This window comes from Allobosea sp. BH3 (assembly GCF_025499465.1).
Lineage (GTDB): Bacteria > Pseudomonadota > Alphaproteobacteria > Rhizobiales > Beijerinckiaceae > Allobosea.
The window spans coordinates 433,404-451,102 of record NZ_JAIMCA010000004.1 but is presented as its reverse complement, the minus strand read 5'-3'; the positions used below and the strand labels follow the sequence as shown (position 1 = coordinate 451,102).

15 protein-coding genes and 1 tRNA gene are annotated in these 17,699 nt (G+C 60.9%); 12 read left to right on the top strand and 4 right to left on the bottom strand.

The genetic code is table 11. From position 1 onward, the window contains the following. Positions 1 to 45 precede the first annotated feature (45 nt). The 4 genes from dnaG to BoBH3_RS15000 all read left to right on the top strand — a co-directional run bounded on the left by dnaG (position 46) and on the right by BoBH3_RS15000 (position 5,429). Positions 46 to 1,941 carry a DNA primase gene (gene dnaG, locus BoBH3_RS15015; protein WP_262331619.1) on the top strand — a complete coding sequence of 632 codons (1,896 nt, stop codon included), beginning with the start codon at positions 46 to 48 and terminating at the stop codon, positions 1,939 to 1,941. Between the two features lie 197 nt (positions 1,942 to 2,138). Continuing rightward, the gene (gene rpoD / locus BoBH3_RS15010) at positions 2,139 to 4,154 is read left to right on the top strand and encodes an RNA polymerase sigma factor RpoD (protein WP_262331618.1); all 2,016 of its coding nucleotides are present in this window, start codon (positions 2,139 to 2,141) and stop codon (positions 4,152 to 4,154) included. A 125-nt stretch (positions 4,155 to 4,279) separates the two neighbouring features. After that, positions 4,280 to 4,936: a hypothetical protein gene (locus BoBH3_RS15005; protein ID WP_262331617.1), complete on the top strand. Its 657-nt coding sequence runs from the start codon at positions 4,280 to 4,282 to the stop codon at positions 4,934 to 4,936. Positions 4,937 to 5,003: 67 nt separating this feature from the next. Beyond that, a complete protein-coding gene (locus BoBH3_RS15000) occupies positions 5,004 to 5,429 on the top strand; it encodes a secondary thiamine-phosphate synthase enzyme YjbQ (protein WP_262331616.1) in 426 nt (141 codons plus the stop codon). 5 nt (positions 5,430 to 5,434) lie between these two features. Here the strand turns inward: BoBH3_RS15000 and BoBH3_RS14995 are convergent, their stop codons facing one another. Beyond that, positions 5,435 to 5,686: a DUF2798 domain-containing protein gene (locus BoBH3_RS14995; protein ID WP_262331615.1), complete on the bottom strand. Its 252-nt coding sequence runs from the start codon at positions 5,684 to 5,686 to the stop codon at positions 5,435 to 5,437. A 267-nt stretch (positions 5,687 to 5,953) separates the two neighbouring features. Here BoBH3_RS14995 and BoBH3_RS14990 point away from each other — a divergent pair, with 267 nt between their 5' ends. From BoBH3_RS14990 to BoBH3_RS14960, 7 genes are all read left to right on the top strand, one after another. Further along, entirely contained in the window at positions 5,954 to 6,241 is a 288-nt protein-coding gene (locus BoBH3_RS14990) for an HlyU family transcriptional regulator (RefSeq protein ID WP_262331614.1), read from the top strand. Between the two features lie 84 nt (positions 6,242 to 6,325). Further along, positions 6,326 to 6,886: a type 1 glutamine amidotransferase domain-containing protein gene (locus tag BoBH3_RS14985; protein WP_262331613.1), complete on the top strand. Its 561-nt coding sequence runs from the start codon at positions 6,326 to 6,328 to the stop codon at positions 6,884 to 6,886. Between the two features lie 165 nt (positions 6,887 to 7,051). Further along, positions 7,052 to 8,320: an MFS transporter gene (locus BoBH3_RS14980; RefSeq protein ID WP_262331612.1), complete on the top strand. Its 1,269-nt coding sequence runs from the start codon at positions 7,052 to 7,054 to the stop codon at positions 8,318 to 8,320. A 130-nt stretch (positions 8,321 to 8,450) separates the two neighbouring features. Further along, the gene (locus BoBH3_RS14975; protein ID WP_262331611.1) at positions 8,451 to 8,870 is read left to right on the top strand and encodes an acyl-CoA thioesterase; all 420 of its coding nucleotides are present in this window, start codon (positions 8,451 to 8,453) and stop codon (positions 8,868 to 8,870) included. A 257-nt stretch (positions 8,871 to 9,127) separates the two neighbouring features. Next, entirely contained in the window at positions 9,128 to 11,536 is a 2,409-nt protein-coding gene (locus BoBH3_RS14970; RefSeq protein ID WP_262331610.1) for a methyl-accepting chemotaxis protein, read from the top strand. Between the two features lie 124 nt (positions 11,537 to 11,660). After that, positions 11,661 to 11,736, top strand: a tRNA-Ile gene (locus tag BoBH3_RS14965). A 66-nt stretch (positions 11,737 to 11,802) separates the two neighbouring features. After that, the gene (locus BoBH3_RS14960) at positions 11,803 to 13,410 is read left to right on the top strand and encodes a site-specific integrase (protein WP_262331609.1); all 1,608 of its coding nucleotides are present in this window, start codon (positions 11,803 to 11,805) and stop codon (positions 13,408 to 13,410) included. On the opposite strand, the gene BoBH3_RS14955 is transcribed toward BoBH3_RS14960, so the two are convergent. Then, entirely contained in the window at positions 13,379 to 13,621 is a 243-nt protein-coding gene (locus tag BoBH3_RS14955) for a helix-turn-helix domain-containing protein (protein WP_262331608.1), read from the bottom strand. The genes BoBH3_RS14960 and BoBH3_RS14955 overlap by 32 nt on opposite strands. Positions 13,622 to 13,706: 85 nt before the next feature. On the opposite strand from BoBH3_RS14955, the gene BoBH3_RS14950 reads away from it, so the two are divergent. Further along, a complete protein-coding gene (locus BoBH3_RS14950; RefSeq protein ID WP_262331607.1) occupies positions 13,707 to 14,375 on the top strand; it encodes a hypothetical protein in 669 nt (222 codons plus the stop codon). A 136-nt stretch (positions 14,376 to 14,511) separates the two neighbouring features. On the opposite strand, the gene BoBH3_RS14945 is transcribed toward BoBH3_RS14950, so the two are convergent. Both BoBH3_RS14945 and BoBH3_RS14940 read right to left on the bottom strand, forming a co-directional pair. Next, a complete protein-coding gene (locus BoBH3_RS14945; protein ID WP_262331606.1) occupies positions 14,512 to 15,189 on the bottom strand; it encodes a recombinase family protein in 678 nt (225 codons plus the stop codon). Positions 15,190 to 15,743: 554 nt separating this feature from the next. Then, positions 15,744 to 17,432 carry a DUF262 domain-containing protein gene (locus BoBH3_RS14940; protein ID WP_262331605.1) on the bottom strand — a complete coding sequence of 563 codons (1,689 nt, stop codon included), beginning with the start codon at positions 17,430 to 17,432 and terminating at the stop codon, positions 15,744 to 15,746. Between the last annotated feature and the right edge of the window lie 267 nt (positions 17,433 to 17,699).

Sequence of the window (17,699 nt, the reverse complement as noted above, 5' to 3'; positions counted from 1 at the left end):
CGATCGGTGGTTGGCTTTCGTCCGTTGTAGGATCACATAAGACCGATGAAATTCCCGCCCTCCGTCCTTGAGGAGATCAAGGCGCGGCTGCCTGTCTCGGCGGTCGTGGGCAAGCGCGTGCGCTTGCAGAAGGCGGGGCGGGAATGGAAGGGGCTCTCGCCTTTCAACGCCGAGAAGACGCCCTCCTTCTTCGTCAACGACCAGAAGGCCTCGTTCTTCGATTTCTCATCGGGCAAGAACGGCGACATCTTCAAGTTCGTGATGGAAACCGAGGGGCTCTCCTTCCCCGAGGCGGTGGAGAAGCTTGCGGCCGAGGCCGGGGTGACGCTGCCGAAGATCACGCAGGAGGCGCAGGTCCAGGAGGAGAAGCGCAAGGGGCTGCACGACGTCATGGAGCTTGCCGCGCGTTTCTTCGAGGCCGAGCTGATGGGGGATCGTGGCGGTTCGGCGCGGCGCTATCTCGCCTCGCGCGGCCTCGACGGCGAGGCGCGCACGCGCTTCCGCCTCGGCTACGGCCCGGCCGACCGCTTCGCGCTGCGTGACTTTTTGGCGGGCAAGGGCGTGCCTTCGGAGTTGATGACGGAGACGGGGCTGCTGGTTCATGGCGAGGACATCGCCGTGCCCTATGACCGTTTCCGCGACCGGATCATGTTCCCGATCCACGATGTGCGCGGGCGTGTCGTCGCCTTCGGCGGGCGGGCGATGAGTTCAGAGGTGGCGGCGAAGTACCTCAACTCGCCGGAGACGCCGCTCTTCCACAAGGGCCACCTGCTCTTCAACCACCACAACGCCCGCAAGGCGGCGCATGACACGAGCCAGGTCATCGTGGTCGAGGGCTATGTCGACGTCATCGCCATGTCGCTCTCCGGCTTCCCGCAGACGGTGGCGCCGCTGGGCACGGCGCTGACGGAGGACCAGCTCGGCCTGCTCTGGCGGATGGCGGACGAGCCGGTGATCTGCCTCGACGGCGACAAGGCGGGGCGCAAGGCGGCGAGCCGCGCCATCGATCTGGCGCTGCCGCTGCTGGAACCGGGAAAGTCGCTCTCCTTCGCGCTCCTGCCGGACGGGCAGGACCCGGACGATCTTGCCCGCTCTGGCGGGCGGCAGGCCATCGCGGAAGTGCTGACTGCGGCGCGGCCGCTGGTCGATATGCTCTGGCAGCGCGAGGTCGAGGCCGGGCCGCTCGATACGCCGGAGCGCCGGGCCGCCTTCGAGCGGCGCCTCAAGGAGCCGCTCTCGCAGATCCGCGACGAAACCACCCGCAAGCATTACAGGCGCGAGATGGACGAGCGGTTGGCGCAGCTCTTCGCCAGCACCGCGCCGGCGCGGCCTGAACGCGGTGGCGGGGCGGGGAACTTCCAGCGTGGTCGCGGCGGCGGGGGCAATTTCCGCGGCGGGCGATCGGTGCCGGCCTGGCTCGCGGGGCCTCTCAAGGCGTCAAGCGCGCTGACCCAGTCGCGGCTCGTGGCGCGGCTGCGCGGCGAGGACCAGCGCGAGGCCTTCATCCTGCTGGCGCTGGCGAGCCATCCCGAACTTCTGCTGCGCTGTGCCGACGAGATCGCGGAGCTATCGCTCGACGGGCCGGCAGCGGAGCGCTTCCGCCAGGCGCTGCTCGATGCGGTCGAGGACACGCTCGACCGCGAAGCGCTGTCGAATCGCCTCGTTCAGCCGCGGGTGAAGGAGGCGCAGAACCAGTTGATGGCGGTCACGGGGCCGGCCGAGCGGCGCAAGCTGGCGCAAGATGCTGATCCAGAATCGGTTTTTGACTCGATTCATCAGGCCATCGTCTTGCATCATCGCGCGCGAACGCTAAATAGCGAGTTGAGAGCAGCCGAGCGCGCATTGGCTGACGATGCGACCGAAGCCAATTTCGCCTGGATCAAGGACGTGAAGGCCCGCCTCGATACTATCGACGGCACGCAGGCCACGTCCGAGGATTGATAACCCAGGGAATGGCGGACGCCCGTTCGATTGCGCGCAAGCTGTCGGGTGGTTCACGATTCGTCAACGACGTTCGGTGCCATCTGCATGAGATGATTTGGATGGGTGAGCGCGCCGGGCCTGCGGTCGCGCCGCCCCTTTATGCGTCGGTGCATGACTGTCTCGTCATGGCCGGCGCAAGTGCGGAGCGCTGATTGATGGCGACGAAAGCGAGCGAACGGGAAAAGACCGACCAGGTCGCGCCGGATGCACCCCCGACTACCGACGGCCCGTTGCTCGACCTGACCGATCAGGCCGTAAGGCGGATGATCAAGCTCGCCAAGAAGCGCGGCTATGTCACCTATGACGAACTGAACGAGGTCCTGCCTTCGGAGGAGTTCAGCTCCGAGCAGATCGAGGACGTGCTGGGCCAGCTCTCGGAGCAGGGCATCAACGTCGTCGACAACGAGGACCCGGAAGCGTCGGGCGAGGAGCGCGCCAACCGCAAGGATGGCGGCGGCGACGATGAGGAGCCCGAGGGCGGCGACATGGTCGAGACCGCGCGCTCGGCCCTGCCCACCGAGACCAAGCGCAACCTCGAGCCGACCGAGCGCACCGACGATCCGGTGCGGATGTATCTGCGCGAGATGGGCTCGGTCGAGCTTCTCTCCCGCGAGGGCGAGATAGCCATCGCCAAGCGCATCGAGGCCGGCCGCGAGGCCATGATCGCCGGACTCTGCGAGAGCCCGCTGACCTTCCAGGCCATCATCATCTGGCGCGACGAGCTGCTGGAGGCGAAAGTCCTCCTGCGCGACATCATCGATCTCGAGGCCACCTATGCCGGCCCGGACGGCAAGAACCCCGCCGTCTCCGGCGAGGAAGAGGCCGAGGAGAGCGAGCCGGCGGCGGCCGAGACTCCGGAGGGGGAAACCCCGCCGGATATGGACGACGACGACATGGAGAACAACGTGTCGCTTTCGGCCATGGAGGCCGAGCTCAAGCCGCGCGTGCTCGAGACCTTCAACGCCATCGCCGACGACTACAAGAAGCTGCGCCGCCTGCAGGACCAGGACATTGCGGGCCGGCTGGAGAACAACAAGCTCTCGCCGTCGCAGGATCGCAAATACAAGAAGCTCAAGGACGACATCATCACCGCGGTGAAGTCGCTCTCGCTCAACAACAACCGCATCGAGGCGCTCGTCGAGCAGCTCTACGACATCAACAAGCGCCTGATCGGCCATGAGACGCGCCTGCTGCGCCTCGCCGAGAGCTATGGTGTCGGCCGCGAGGACTTCCTCAAGCAGCATGTCGGCGGCGAGCTCGACCCGAAATGGGTGCTGCGCGTCTCCAAGCTCGGCTCGCGCGGCTGGAAGGAGTTCGTCGGATCGGAGCTCGAGCGGATCAAGAGCCTGCGCGAGGAGGTGCACACGCTCGCCTCCGAAACCGGGCTGGAAATCCAGGAGTTCCGCAAGATCGTGCTGATGGTCCAGAAGGGCGAGCGCGAGGCCCGGCAGGCGAAGAAGGAGATGATCGAGGCCAATCTGCGCCTCGTGATCTCGATCGCCAAGAAGTACACGAACCGCGGCCTGCAGTTCCTCGACCTGATCCAGGAAGGCAATATCGGCCTGATGAAGGCGGTCGACAAGTTTGAATACCGCCGGGGTTATAAGTTCTCGACTTACGCGACATGGTGGATCCGGCAGGCGATCACGCGCTCGATCGCCGACCAGGCCCGCACGATCCGCATCCCGGTCCACATGATCGAGACGATCAACAAGATCGTGCGGACCTCGCGCCAGATGCTGCACGAGATCGGCCGCGAGCCGACCCCGGAGGAACTGGCCGAGAAGCTCGCCATGCCGCTGGAGAAGGTCCGCAAGGTCCTGAAGATCGCCAAGGAGCCGATCTCGCTCGAGACGCCAATCGGCGACGAGGAGGATTCGCATCTCGGCGACTTCATCGAGGACAAGAACGCGATCCTGCCGATCGATGCCGCGATCCAGAGCAACCTGCGCGAGACGACGACACGCGTGCTGGCCTCGCTCACGCCGCGCGAGGAGCGTGTGCTGCGCATGCGCTTCGGCATCGGCATGAACACCGACCACACGCTCGAAGAGGTCGGCCAGCAGTTCAGCGTCACCCGTGAGCGTATCCGCCAGATCGAGGCGAAGGCGCTGCGCAAGCTCAAGCATCCGAGCCGCAGCCGGAAGCTCCGGAGCTTCCTGGATAACTGAGCTTTCAAAGACCTGCGCCGGCTCCAGCCGCCCTTGAACAAGGCCTGCTTCCATGCTGCGGAGGCGGGCCTTTTCTTTGGCGTCTCCCAAGAGAGGCTGCCATGTCGTTCTCATATGAACGAAGGATGCTGCTGCGCCGGCAGCTGGTCAGTGTGCGGCAACTCGACGAGCGGGCAGGTGCCTATCATCGGGACCAACACTTCCGCTCCAGGAGGTTGCCCATGCTGCCATTCACCTATGACACGCTGCAGGATCGCTTTGCCAAGGTCCGTCCCTGGGCGAAGAACGCTATCGGCGACGCCACCAATCGCTGTGCCATCTGCATGGGCTATACGCTGCAGATAACCCCGTCAGGGGACGATGCGACGATCAAGACCATCATGTCCGGAGCGGTTGCGACATCGTTCGGCCGTGCGACAGATCTGGCGGGTGGGCCACAGCCCGGCGTGCTGCCCGGCTCCGGGGGCCCGTTGCGAGGGCTGAGCAAGCTGCTCTTCATCCGCGCGTCGGAACTGCTGCCGCGCGTCCGGCGCGTTTATGGCGACCCTGATATCGAGGGGGTCTGCAAGGACGTCACTCCCGAGGTGCTGGGTCGCAGGGGCGTGCTCTATCTGGAGAACTGCTACCAGACGACCGGCGACAAGACGTTTTCCTTCCTGTTCTTCCAATGGACCAATGGGGACCATTGGGACCTGTTCGACGGCACCAACGTCGTCGCGCAGGAGCAGCGGCTCGCCGGCAACACCCATTCAGGCCAGCTTTATTTCTGGCAGGCACGCTGACGCCGGCCGCGCCGCTTCGCGCGAGGCCGGCCTTGATCTCGCCGCCGGGCGAGGGCTTGCTGGCGCGATGTCGCAACAGAGCATCATCACGATCGGGACCAAGGGGCCGGGCCTCTACGAATTCACGGATCAGGCGCAGGCGTTTATCCGTGCTGCCGGCGAGCCGAGCGGCCTGCTGACGCTGTTCGTGCGCCACACCTCATGCTCGCTGCTGATCCAGGAGAATGCCGATCCCGACGTCCAGCAGGATCTCCATGCGTTTTTCCGCCGGCTCGTGCCTTCCGCGGATGATCCGGCGATGGACTATCTCGTTCACCGCGCCGAAGGGCCGGACGACATGCCGGCGCATATCAAGGCGGCGCTGACGCCGGTCTCGCTATCGGTTCCGGTCATGGGCGGGCGCCTCGCGCTCGGCACCTGGCAGGGGATCTATCTCTTCGAGCACCGCCAGCGGCCGCATCGGCGCGAGGTCGTGCTGCACTTCTCTACGTAAGCCTCTCAGCCCGGCGGCGCGACGATGAGCGCGACGAGGCGCCGCACGAGAGGCAGGACCAGAAGCAGCGTCGGGAAGGCGACCGCCCAGGACAGGGCCCAGGAACTCGGCCAGGTCTGCAGGAACTCGGCGGTGAGGCCGAGCGCCTTCACGGTCGAAATGGCCGAGACGACGAAGGTCATCATCACGGAGAGGATGAAGGGCATCACCAGCCCGGCATAGCGGGGAGGCAGGCGGCGGAAGACGGGGCGCGGCATGGGGCTGGCTTTCGCAAGAGCAGGCCGTTGGACGCATCCTGTCGGCTACTGCCCGATGGATGCGTTGCCTGACGTGAGACGCTTACGAACGGGAACGAAGCCCGATGGCGATTGCTTAGTGACGAGCGATTTTTCTGCCAAGGGCGTCAGGCGCATGCACCCATGCGCCGTTCGGCGATCTCTTTCAGTCTTCGTGCCGGCTTGGCAGCGGCGGCGGGCGGGGCTACTGCTCCGGCAGCAGCGCAGGTCCGGCCGCGAGGAGAACCCATGTCCTTCCTGAAATCCCTGTTCGGCGGGCGCAAGGCCGCCGAGGACAAGCCCGCCGGCCCGGTCAAGAGCATCGAGCACAACGGCTTCACCATCCATGCCACGCCCTATCAGGAGGGCGGGCAATACCAGCTCTGCGGCGTGATCGAGAAGGTGATCGACGGCGAGACGCGCAGCCATCGCTTCGTGCGCGCCGACCGCTTCCCCGGCCAGGCGGAGGCGGCCGATTTCACGCTGTTGAAGGGCCAACAGATCGTCGACATGGAAGGCGAGCGGATCTTCGGCTGAGCCTCTCCGCGACCTTTGGCCTCGGGAACGCAGGCGCGTTCCGGCGGTTTCCTGAACATATTCCCGCAAGTTCAGGAGAACGCCATGAGCCAACTGGCTGGAAAGAAGATTCTCATCCTCGCAACGCACGGCTTCGAACAATCGGAGCTCGACGTGCCGCATGCCGAACTGAAGAAGGCCGGCGCCACGGTGGAGATCGTCTCGCCCGAGGCCGGCGAGATCAAGGGCTGGAAGGACAAGGACTGGGGCACCCCGGTCAAGGTCGACCGGTCGCTCGATCAGGTGAAGGCCGACGACTACGATGCCATCGTGCTGCCCGGCGGGCAGATGAATCCGGACACGCTGCGCGGAAACGACAAGGCGCTGGCGCTCATCAAGGCCTTCTACGACGGCGGCAAGGTGGTCGCGGCCGTGTGCCATGGCCCCTGGCTGCTGATCGACACCGGCATAGCCAAGGGCCGCAAGCTCACCTCCTGGCCGAGCATACGGCAGGACCTGGTGAACGCCGGGGCGCAGTGGGAGGATCGCGAGGTCGTCAATGACAAGGGCATCGTGACCTCGCGCAAGCCCGACGACCTCAAGGCCTTCGTCACGAAGATCATCGAGGAAGTCCAGGAAGGGCGGCATCAGCGGCAAGCGGCCTGAGCGGTTGGGCGCGGCTTCGTTTCCACGACAGCGGGAACGGCCTCCTGTCTGATATTCGCGCCTGTCAGGCGCGCTGGGCAGGGCTGCTCCCCGCGGCCTTGCCCGCCTCGTCCGTGCTGCTAATCGTGCGACAGAAGCCGCAGTTCAGGCGGCCGGCGAGGAAGCATGCCCCAGGACGCTCACCACGACGCCCATGCGCGTCGGTACGAACCGGATTCCCCTTATGCGTGGCTGAGGCTGGCCGTCGCGCTGCTGATTGGCACCGTGGCCTGCGTTGGCTCGTGGTCCGTCGTGGTCGTGCTGCCCGCGATGCAGGGCGAGTTCGAGACGCTGCGCTCCGGCGCTTCGCTGCCCTACACCCTCGCCATGCTGGGCTATGGCGTCGGCAACATCGCCATGGGCCGCATCGCCGATCGCTACGGTCTGATGGTGCCGGTGGCGGCGGGCGGGCTGCTGCTCGGGGCGGGCTATGCCGCTGCCGCGATGTCGCAGTCGCTCTGGCAGTTCGCGCTCGCGCATGGGCTGTTGATCGGGCTTGGCACCGGCGCCGGCTTCTCGCCGCTGATCTCCGACCTGTCGCACTGGTTCCGGCGCCATCGCGGGCTGGCGGTCGTCGTCGGCGCCTCCGGCAGCTATCTTGCCGGCGTGGTCTGGCCGCAGATCATCACCTGGGGACTCGCGACCCATGGCTGGCGCGCGACGCATGTGGGCATCGGGATTGTCGCGATGGCGATCATGCTGCCGCTCGCACCCTTCTTCCGGCGCAGCCCGGCCGCCGCGACATTGGCTGCGGCTGATGCCAGCAGCGCTGGCGCACGGGGCGATCTCGGCCTGAGCGCAGGCCAGCTCCAGCTGCTGCTCTGCGTTGCCGGCTTCGCCTGCTGCGTCGCGATGGCGATGCCGCAGGTCCATATCGTCGCCTATTGCGGGGACCTGGGATACGGCGTCGCCCGCGGCGCGGAGATGCTCTCGCTGATGATGGCGCTGGGCATCGTCAGCCGCATCGGATCCGGCTTCATCGCGGACCGCATCGGCGGTGCGGCGACGCTGGCGATCGGCTCGCTGATGCAGGGCGTGGCGCTTTTCCTCTATCTCTGGTTCGACGGGCTGCAGTCGCTCTACGTCGTCAGCGCAATCTTCGGCCTGTTCCAGGGGGGCATCGTGCCGATGTATGCGGTCATCACCCGCGAATACCTCCCGGCGCGACAGGCGGGCATGCGCATCGGCGTCGTCATGTCGATGACGATCCTGGGCATGGCGGCGGGCGGTTATCTCTCGGGTGTGATCTTCGACTATTTCGGCTCGTACCGGATCGCCTTCCTGCACGGGCTCGCCTGGAACTTCGTCAACCTGACCATTGTCTGCTGGCTGATGCTGCGGGCGCGCCCGCGGCCGTCCGTAGCGCTTGCCTCGGGCCCTGCCGCGACGCCATGATCCGGAGCATGTCCGCGTTTCCCTGACTCGCGAACATGCTCCAGTCTTTTATCGTGCCGTATTTTCGTCACGCGAACCGGTGCCCGCTTCGCTCGAAAATGCGTCAGGCAGGCGATTCCGAAGGGTGACGATGAGCAAGGCTGCAGAGAGAAGCGAAGCGGATGGCGGGGAACCGCGCGGCGAGTTGTCCGTGCGCATCACCGCCATGCCGGGCGATACCAATGCCAACGGCGACATCTTCGGCGGCTGGGTGATGTCGCGGATGGACCAGGCCGGCGGCATCGCCGGCGTCGATCGGGCGCAGGGGCGGGTCGTCACCGTCGCGGTGGAGGCGATGACCTTCATCCATCCGGTCAAGGTCGGTGACGTGCTCAGCGTCTATACGGAGATCGAGTCGATCGGCCGGACCTCGATGCGCATCCATGTCGAGGCCTGGGCCAAACGCTTTCGCACGACGCTGCACGAGAAGGTCACCGACGCCACCTTCACCTTCGTCGCGATCGACGAGGAGGGCCGGCCGCGGCCAGTGCCCCGCCCGGCCGAGGGCTGAAGGCGCCTCAGTCCCGACTCAGGTCCTAACGGGAGCTGAATCGGGCCGTCTTCGATGTGATTCAAAAGAGTCCACTTTAAACGTTCCTTAAGCGCCCTTCTTGCAAAGTTGTATGCAGAGGTCGGGGAGGCAGTCCCGACCGGGGGTTCCAGGTTCGTTCGACGCTGCATCCTATGTCCAGCCGCCGGGCTTTCCGGCTGCGGACCCGGCGCTTCCGTTCCCGGTGCTTCCGTTGCGTGATACCGGGAGTAGACGTCATGACGAAAGCCAAGCCCGCGCGAAAGGCAAGAGGCGCGCGGATCGGTATCGCAGCCCGGATCTACGCAGCTCTCGGTGTCCTGACTGCGCTGACGATCGTTTCGTCGGGCGTCGCTTGGTTCTCCTATGATCGCGTCGACAACACGGTCGACGAACTGGTCGAGCGGAAGATGCCTGTCGTCGAAGTCGCGCTTGAACTCGCGCAGGCGGCCACGCAGTCGACGGCGCTGGCCGCGCGCTTCAGCGAGGTCGAGAGCGTGCAGCAGCGCGCGGCGCTGACCGGCGAGCTCGATGCCGTCGAGGGCCGCCAGATGGATCTGCTGCGGCGCATTGCCGAGCAGGGCAAGGTCGACAAGAGCAAGGCCCAGGGCGCGATCGACGCACTTTCGCGCCAGATCAACGACATCAACGACCTGACCGGGGATCGTCTGCGCAATGCGGCCGAGCAGACCACCGCGCTCGCCAACCTGACCAAGGCGCGCGACGCCTTCACGGGCGTGGCCGATTTCGAAGCCGGCGACGCGCAGTTCAACGTCAAGATGAGCATCGCCAGCGCGACCCAGGTCTCCGGCGAAGAGGTCGAGAAGGCGCTGGCGAAGATCATCGACGAGGATCTCGCATTGGTGAATTCGCTGCAGGCGCTGCAGCTGCAGACCAGCGAGCTCGTCGGGCTGCTGCGCGAGATCTCGCAGGTCGACAATCCCGGCCGCCTGGCGCAGCTGAAGACCCAGCTCAATGCATCGATCAAGCGCCTCATGGCGCTGCAGACCGATGCAGAGAAGCTGAAGGCCAGCCCCGAGCGTGCACAGGCGGTGCAGACCGTCATCAATCTGAGCCATGACCGCAACGGCATCGTCGCGATCCGCGAGCGCGAGATCGAGACGCGCGCGGACATCATGAAGGGCCTGGCCGAGACGCAGAAGGCGGCTGAGGCGGTTCGCCGGCAGGTCGGCGAGCTGGTCGCGGGCGCCCGCAGCGAGGCGACGGCCAGCGCCGCCTCGACCACGGCGCTGATCGAGCAGAGCAAGCTCTGGCTCGGCGGCATCGGCGCCGGCTCCCTGCTGATCGCCCTGGCTCTCGGCCTCTTCTATGTCCGTCCGCAGATCGTCGGCCGCCTCAACCGGCTCTGGGCCGCGACCCGAGCGATCGCCAATGGCGCGCTCGAGACCGTGGTCGACACCAAGGGCAACGATGAGATCTCGGACATCTCGAAGAGCGTCCTGCTGTTCCGTGACAATGCAGTCGCGCTGCGCGCTGCCGAGGAGGCGAAGCTCGAGGATCAGGCCAAGGCCCAGGAACAGCGCCGCCAGATGATGCAGGAGCTGGCCGATGCCTTCGGCGTCGTCGTCGCCGCCGCTGCGGCCGGCGACTTCGGCAAGCGCGTCGAGGCGAACTTCGCCGATCCCGAGCTCAACGCTCTCGCAGGTTCGGTCAACAGCCTGATCGAGACCGTCCAGACCGGTCTGTCCGAAACCTGCACGGTGCTGGCCGAGCTTTCGGCCGGCCATCTCTCGACCCGCGTCGAGGGCATGTATCAGGGCGCCTTCGCGGAACTCAAGGACGGCAGCAACGCGCTGGCCGACGCCTTCGAGAGCACGCTGGCGCGGCTCTCCGAGACGGTCTCGGCCGTCCGCAGCGCCACCGGCGAGATCCTCGACGGCGTCACCGACCTCGCCCAGCGCACGAGCGAGGAGAGCAACGCCGTCTCCCAGGCGACCAACCAGCTCGGCACCTTCGCCGGCACGGTTCAGAAAACCGCCAGCCAGGCCGATCAGGCCACGGGCATGGCCCAGAGCGCCGAGGCCCGCGCCCAGCAGGGCGAGAAGGTCGTGACTTCGGCGCTGGAAGCGATGCAGCGCATCCGCCAGTCCTCCAGCAAGATCTCGGAGGTCATCGCGATGATCGACGAGATCGCCTTCCAGACCAACCTGCTCGCGCTCAATGCGGCGGTCGAGGCGGCCCGCGCCGGCGATGCCGGCAAGGGCTTCGCGGTGGTCGCGACCGAGGTGCGCAGCCTTGCCAAGCGCTCGGCCGATGCGTCCAACGACGTCAAGAAGCTGGTCGAGGCTGCCCATGGCGACGTCAAGGTCGGCGTCGGGCTGGTCGAGGAAACCTCGGCCATGTTCGGCGCGATCGTCGGCGCCGTGAACGAGCTGACCGGGCTGATGAACGGCATTTCGCAGACGGCCCGTAACCAGGCCGAGGACGTTTCGGCGATCAACGGCGAGATCGGCGGCATCGGCGAGATGGCCCACCAGAATGCGGCGCTGGTCGAGGAGACCAATGCGGCGCTGGCGCTCACCGACGAACAGACCCGCGCGCTCACCGAGCATATCGGCCGCTTCACCTTCCGGCAGGGCCACGTGTCCGCCCATGAGGGCGCGCCGGAGATTGCAGCGGCGGCCTGACGGCCCGTCCTGCGCACCTGCGACGAAACGAGAGGCCCCGCGGAACATCGCGGGGCCTTTTCCATATCGGCTTCGCGCCTTGCCGGCCTTGCTTGCCGGGCTCACGCGATGCTAGGCGAGATATGGGCCGGTAGCTCAATGGTTAGAGCTCGCTGCTCATAACAGCGCCGGTGCCGGTTCGAGTCCGGCCCGGCCCACCATTCCGTTTCAGATCAATGCCTTAGCCAGAGGATTGTGCCGCTGGGACATTCTGGTGGGGCATTCTGGTGTTCAATCCGGCCTATTTGCAGCGTTCCAAAAGCGGCATCTTCTATCTCCGTTGGCCGATTCCCCGGCGACTTCATCCGGCAAACAAGCCGAGCACGTTGAGAATGTCGTTGAAGACCCGAGACCCGAAAGCGGCACTGCGCCTCTCTCGATCCGCCAGCCAGTCAGCAGACAGACTGGTCGAAGCCGCTGCAAAGCAGGGGATGCGCTACGATGATATTCGGGTTGCGTTGAGGGCTCATTTCCAAACGCGCTTCAGTGATCGAGTTGAGGGCATCGCGGAATCGGGCCGTTTGAGTGATGACGATAAGGCCGCACTCTCCGCAGGCCGGGACTTAGCGGAGTTGGCTATCACTCCGGAGAAGATCGCGGAGTTCGCAGCGAAGTACGATCTCGATATCAAGCCGGGGTCAGAGCCCTATGGTTGGCTCGAACGCGAGTTCCAGCTTGCCTACAGTGACTACTGCAAGGCGGTGCTAGAGCACGATAGATCGCTAGATTCATACAGCTTCAAAGCTGAAGCGATTCCGCGGGTCAGTGACGAGCCGGCCAATTCAAGAGCGGTCGGGATGACAATCGCTGCCTTGACCAGTTCCTATACGGTGGAGAAGAAGCGCGCCGGGCAATGGGGTGCAAAGACCGAGCTTGAGCGCGCTGACCATATCAAGCTTCTAAAGGAAATTCTTGGCGCTGAAACAGATACCACTCGACTTGTGGCTATCGATGCCAAGCGCGTCAAAGACACTCTCATCGATTATCCAAAAAACAGATCCAAAAATATTAAAACAAGAGGAAAAAATCTTGAGCAAGCTCTGCGTGTTGAAGGCGTAGAAAAGCTACATACGACTACGATAAACAAATATCTTCAGACCTACAGCGACATATTTGAATGGGCAAGCCGTAATGGTTTGATTGCAAAGAACATATTCTCTGGTCAGACAATCAGGCAGTCACGACGAAAAAAGGAAGATAGACGGGACGGGTTCACCGCCGATCAGATCGTTTCTATCATTACGATAGTTAGGCAAGACAATGGGGGCCTAATTAACAAGCCATATCAGAAATGGGGGACATTAATCGGCATATATACCGGCGCGCGCCTCAACGAGATCGCCCAGCTTCATTTGAGTGATATTCGCCAACAAGATGGCATCTGGTGTTTCGACATTAACGCGGACGGCGATAAGCACCTGAAGACAGCTGCATCTGAACGGCTAGTGCCTGTTCATTCTAAGCTTGTCGAGTTTGGTCTATTGGAGTGGGTCCAATCGATGCGCGACAAGGGGCATACTAAGCTGTTCCCCGATTTCACTCATTGTTCGAAGAATGGCTGGGGTCGCCACTTGGGCCGATGGTTCAATGAAGGGCTGCTCCCTAAACTGGGGATGAAGCAAAAAGGGCTCGTCTTCCACAGCCTACGCCACACGGTTGTTACACAACTTTCGCGTGCTGATGTTGAGCCGCCGGTTGTGAAGGCGATTGTAGGCCATGCGCCTGAGGGTGTGACCCATCAGAACTATTTCAAGCGAGGCTACAAACCTCAGCAGCTGGCTGCAGGCTTGGAAAAGTTGGATTTCAGTGAGGAGCCGTCCGTAGCTGCTCAATGAGGGCATGAATGTCCAGGCCGATGACATCAGCAATCACAAGCAGCTCGACGAGATCGACGCGCCGCTCTCCGCTTTCGATGTTCGCGATGAACGGCTGATGTCGACCGAACGCCTTGGCAACGTCAGCCTGAGAGAGGCCTCTGGCTCGCCGCTGGTCAGCCAACGCTTTCGCGATCAGCTGCTGACGCTCTGAATGGACTGATTTCGCCATTGCCTGTTGACGTGAGATTCAACAGGGCGCTAATCCGCAAACCGGATTATCCAAAAATCAGATGACCTTGGTAGGGTGGGGCTCCATGGAAATCATCATATTGGCGCTGCTGGCGTTTGCCGGATATCAGTTTTTCCGAACTAATACGCGTGCGGGCAGAGAAGCTATCCGCGCCTATCTGTTCCTTGAGCGCGTTAATCAAGGAAAAAGTGCTAGAGATGGGAACGCGTTTGTAGATGCCGCGCTGCATGACCTTGGATCAGATATGGCGACTATCTCCATTGGCATGGCGAAGCGCGCATATGCGGAGGTCCATGGAGGCAAAGTTCTTGCTGTAGTCGGTTATGCCTATCGGCAGGGACTGCGCCCGGCAATGCCATTTTGGTACGGCATCATTGCTCAGATGGCGCCAGTAACTCGTGCCATCGAAGTTACTTACGGGCGGGCGCGGCCAGCCACCAGAGAAGCGGACGGCCTTCAAGTGAACGAGGGGGCTTTGCCTGCTTCGGGGTCAGCAGCAGCTGCTAGATCGCTTGATCGAGCGCCCTCTGAGGCCGAATTCCAACAATACTATCGCGCGCTCATTGCCGCTCTAAAGCAGAAAAGCGGACCAACAGATACCTATGACCGTGATGTTGAGATGATGGTCGAAATGTATGGAGACGGTCCTTTTAGAGAGGCGTTTCGAGATGGCATTATGCCAGAATCGCTGGCGGATGTATTCATACAGAAACTTAGTAAGGCTGGCACTTAAGCGATTTAATTAGATCGGAAACTCGCCCACGCAGGTAGTTGGCCGCAGCCGATCCTTCCGAAATCGCCTCAGAAGCGTGGTGGCGGCTGTTTTGCCAAGTCTGCAGGGGATACCGCCCGCTGCCTTCCAGATGCCCTCAGCGGCGATCTGTGGGCGTTTGAGGCGCATGCTGGATGGGCGTCCAATCCTCCCACCTCGCCAAAGCGCGTTCGGCCTGCTCGGGGGCGCTTTTGATCCGCAGGATCGCTTGTCGTGTCAGGCCGGTCTCTTTCGCGATGGTGGAAGCCCCTGCGCCTGTAGCGAGCATATCTTGAACAAGTGACAGCTGGTCACTGTCGAATGTTGGCTTGCGACCCTTGTACTTCTTTGGTGCCTGTCTGGCGTGGTCAATGCCGGCACGCTGAGCTTCCTTTGTCGCCTCGGCCTGAGCTTGGGCCATAGCGGCCATGAACACGATAAGGGAGTCACGGACGGCTTGCTGTATCGGATCTGTCGTTTCACCGTCGAATGTCATGCCATTGATGACGGTCTTAATGACGATGCCCCGATCCATGAAGCTCCGAATGGTGTCGCACACATCTCGATAGTTCCTGCCAAGGCGATCGACCCAGCGAACTACGAGGACATCGCCTTGTCGGAGGATGTCATAGAGGCGCCTGCCTTCCGGTCTCTCAGACAGCTTGGTTGCTAGGCCGGAGACGCCGTGGTCAGCAACGATGCGGTCGATTGCAAAGCCGGCTTGTCGTGCCTGAGTTTCCTGATGCTCGATTGTCTGGTCAGTCGTGGAGACGCGGGCATAGAGAACGGTCTGCATCCGGACACCTTCATCTGTAGACAAGGGTAGTGTCCGTATAATTTGACGTCCGTTGACTCGTGTCAACCCTTATGGACAGCCGGTATGAGGATGCCGGATGTGTCCGATAGGGTATAGTCTAACGGCCGGGCGTCGCCTTCGGTGGGTTGTTGGGTGCACACTTTGCCGAAATTATAGTGATCAGTGTCTGTCTATATAAAATCGGTAGATATCTGTATATACTATACATGTATAGTAAAGTATTTGTATTATTACATATAGATCTATAATTATGTGCAACTGTATATATCTAGTTATATTTATACGGCATATATCTATGGGTATCGGTTAAACTGATACCGGTCGCTGTCGATCATATCTTTCATCTGTTTCTTGTAATGCTGATGGTATGGTCATTACATTGCCGGTTCAGAGGTGAAAGTTGTCAGAATCAGTTTCGTCAATCCGTATAGGCAGGGAATTAACAAGCCCGGGGTAGGGGGGCTGTTGCCCACCCTACCTTCTAGATATGTCCACGAAAAATTTCGCTATTCAGATGATGAGCTCATAAGGCGTCATATATTCCAAATCTTGTTGTAGCCGACTGAAGCGAGCTCGACGCCACGGTCGGCTATCGTCTTGTCGGTCCATGCTTTTGATTTAGATAGAAAGTCGTCACAGTAAACATTGTTCTCCTTGGTATAGAACGTCTTTTTGTCAGCGAAATTCTTATTGTCTAATTTCCCATTAAGTTTGTCGGTCATGAATATGAGATTGCCAATCGCTCCAACGTCAAACGCGTCTCCTGTTTCTGATCCTTGTGACTGAGGCAGGATGTGTTCGATGGTCAGCAAGTTGGTATCTATCTCGTCAGGCATGCCATAATGTTTAGCGATCTTTGTAAGAACATATCGGGCAAGCGGTCTCTCACGTGTATAATTGCTTCGATATATAATTCTTGAAAATGGGACCGTGAACTCAGTTTCATCAGGTATTCTCTCTTCGAATTTATCCTTTATCTCCGAGAGCACATTGGCGTACTTCTGAGGATCACGGCACGACATGGCGCTCTGAGCCAGCCGTGCGTACATGTTCGACACGCCCCCGCCGCCTCTCGATTGCGTCAATGCGTTGAACTGGAACGTGAATTTCTCGATTAATTCGAATGTATTGCGCGCTGATTTTAAAGAAATTATCTTTCTTTCGTATAATGTCATCACAGCAAGCATCAATGGCGCCGCTTGGGCCACGCCGAAAATTCGTATAGCGTTAAGCGACTCTCTGATTTCGCGTTCTTGTTTGCTGAACTCCATCTCCATGGGAGCCATACATTTCATATAAGTGGCGGCTGAACTCTTAATGTCATCGAGCCAATTCTTGGCGTCCGATTTCTTAATTTCTTTTTTGAAGTTCATAAATAGATTGGCTTTGGACACATATCCATGACTAGAAAGCCAATAATGAAGCAAAAACGAATCTGGATCTATGAATATTGTTGCACTACCTAGGGTCTCCATTATATCGCCCCAATCATTTTTGGTCTTATCTAATCCTTTTGTTGACTGAGGCAGAAGTCTCATGAAATGATTCTTAAGGAGATCTGAGGCTCTCAAATCCTTTCCACGGGTATTAAGTGTTTCAAATATAAGGTAGGCGTCATCCTCATTGTCGAGCTCGATTGAGATGAACTGCATTTGTAGAAGGCAATCTCTCAGGTGCCGGAGATAGGTTACAGTCTTATTTTTATCTCCCTTAAATTCGTTCTTCACATGAGATTGAACGCTTGCTTGCAGGTATCGGTACGCAGATTGCAAGTTGTTTTGCTGAGCACCCTCTGGCTGAAGTTTTGAATCCCGTTTCTGCTGCTGAATTGCGTACTGCATAAAACGGTCTGGCGGATCGTGCTCAAGGACGAATCGGCTCTTGTCGTCGATATCTCTAGTCTCAATAAGCTCGTGAATCCCTTTAGATGAGCCTTCCTCGCCGATCTCTTTAAGGTAATCGCGGATTATAGCGAGCATAATCGTAATAGTCGTGATTCTCTGTTGTCCATCAACGAGAGATATTAAGTTTTTCTCTTTTGAATCGGTGAATATGACAATCGACCCCATGAAATAATCCGGGTCGGTTCGATCTTTTAGGTCATTCCAAAACTCGGTTAGATTATCGCGATCCCAATCATAGGGGCGTTGAAATCTTGGGATTCGAATGAAATTTCCGCGCAGAACGTCCGCTAACGACTTTGATACAGGCGTGACTTTCATGATTTCCTCCAGCCTGCCGCGTAGCAAACCTGATTTGCGGTTTGGTCGCAACAGGCCAAGGAGCTCTACCGGTGCAGTAATCCGGGTTCGGGCAGGCTGCAGTTTAATGCGTACATCTCATAACGTGCTGGCGTCGACACAGGGCAGCCATAGCTATATGACATTTCCAGTCGAACTAAGCCCTGTGGCAACTGACGGCTAACGCTTGCGAAGCGGTGGTGGGCGCTCCGGCCCGGCCCACCATTTCCGATCAGAACTGCGAACCGG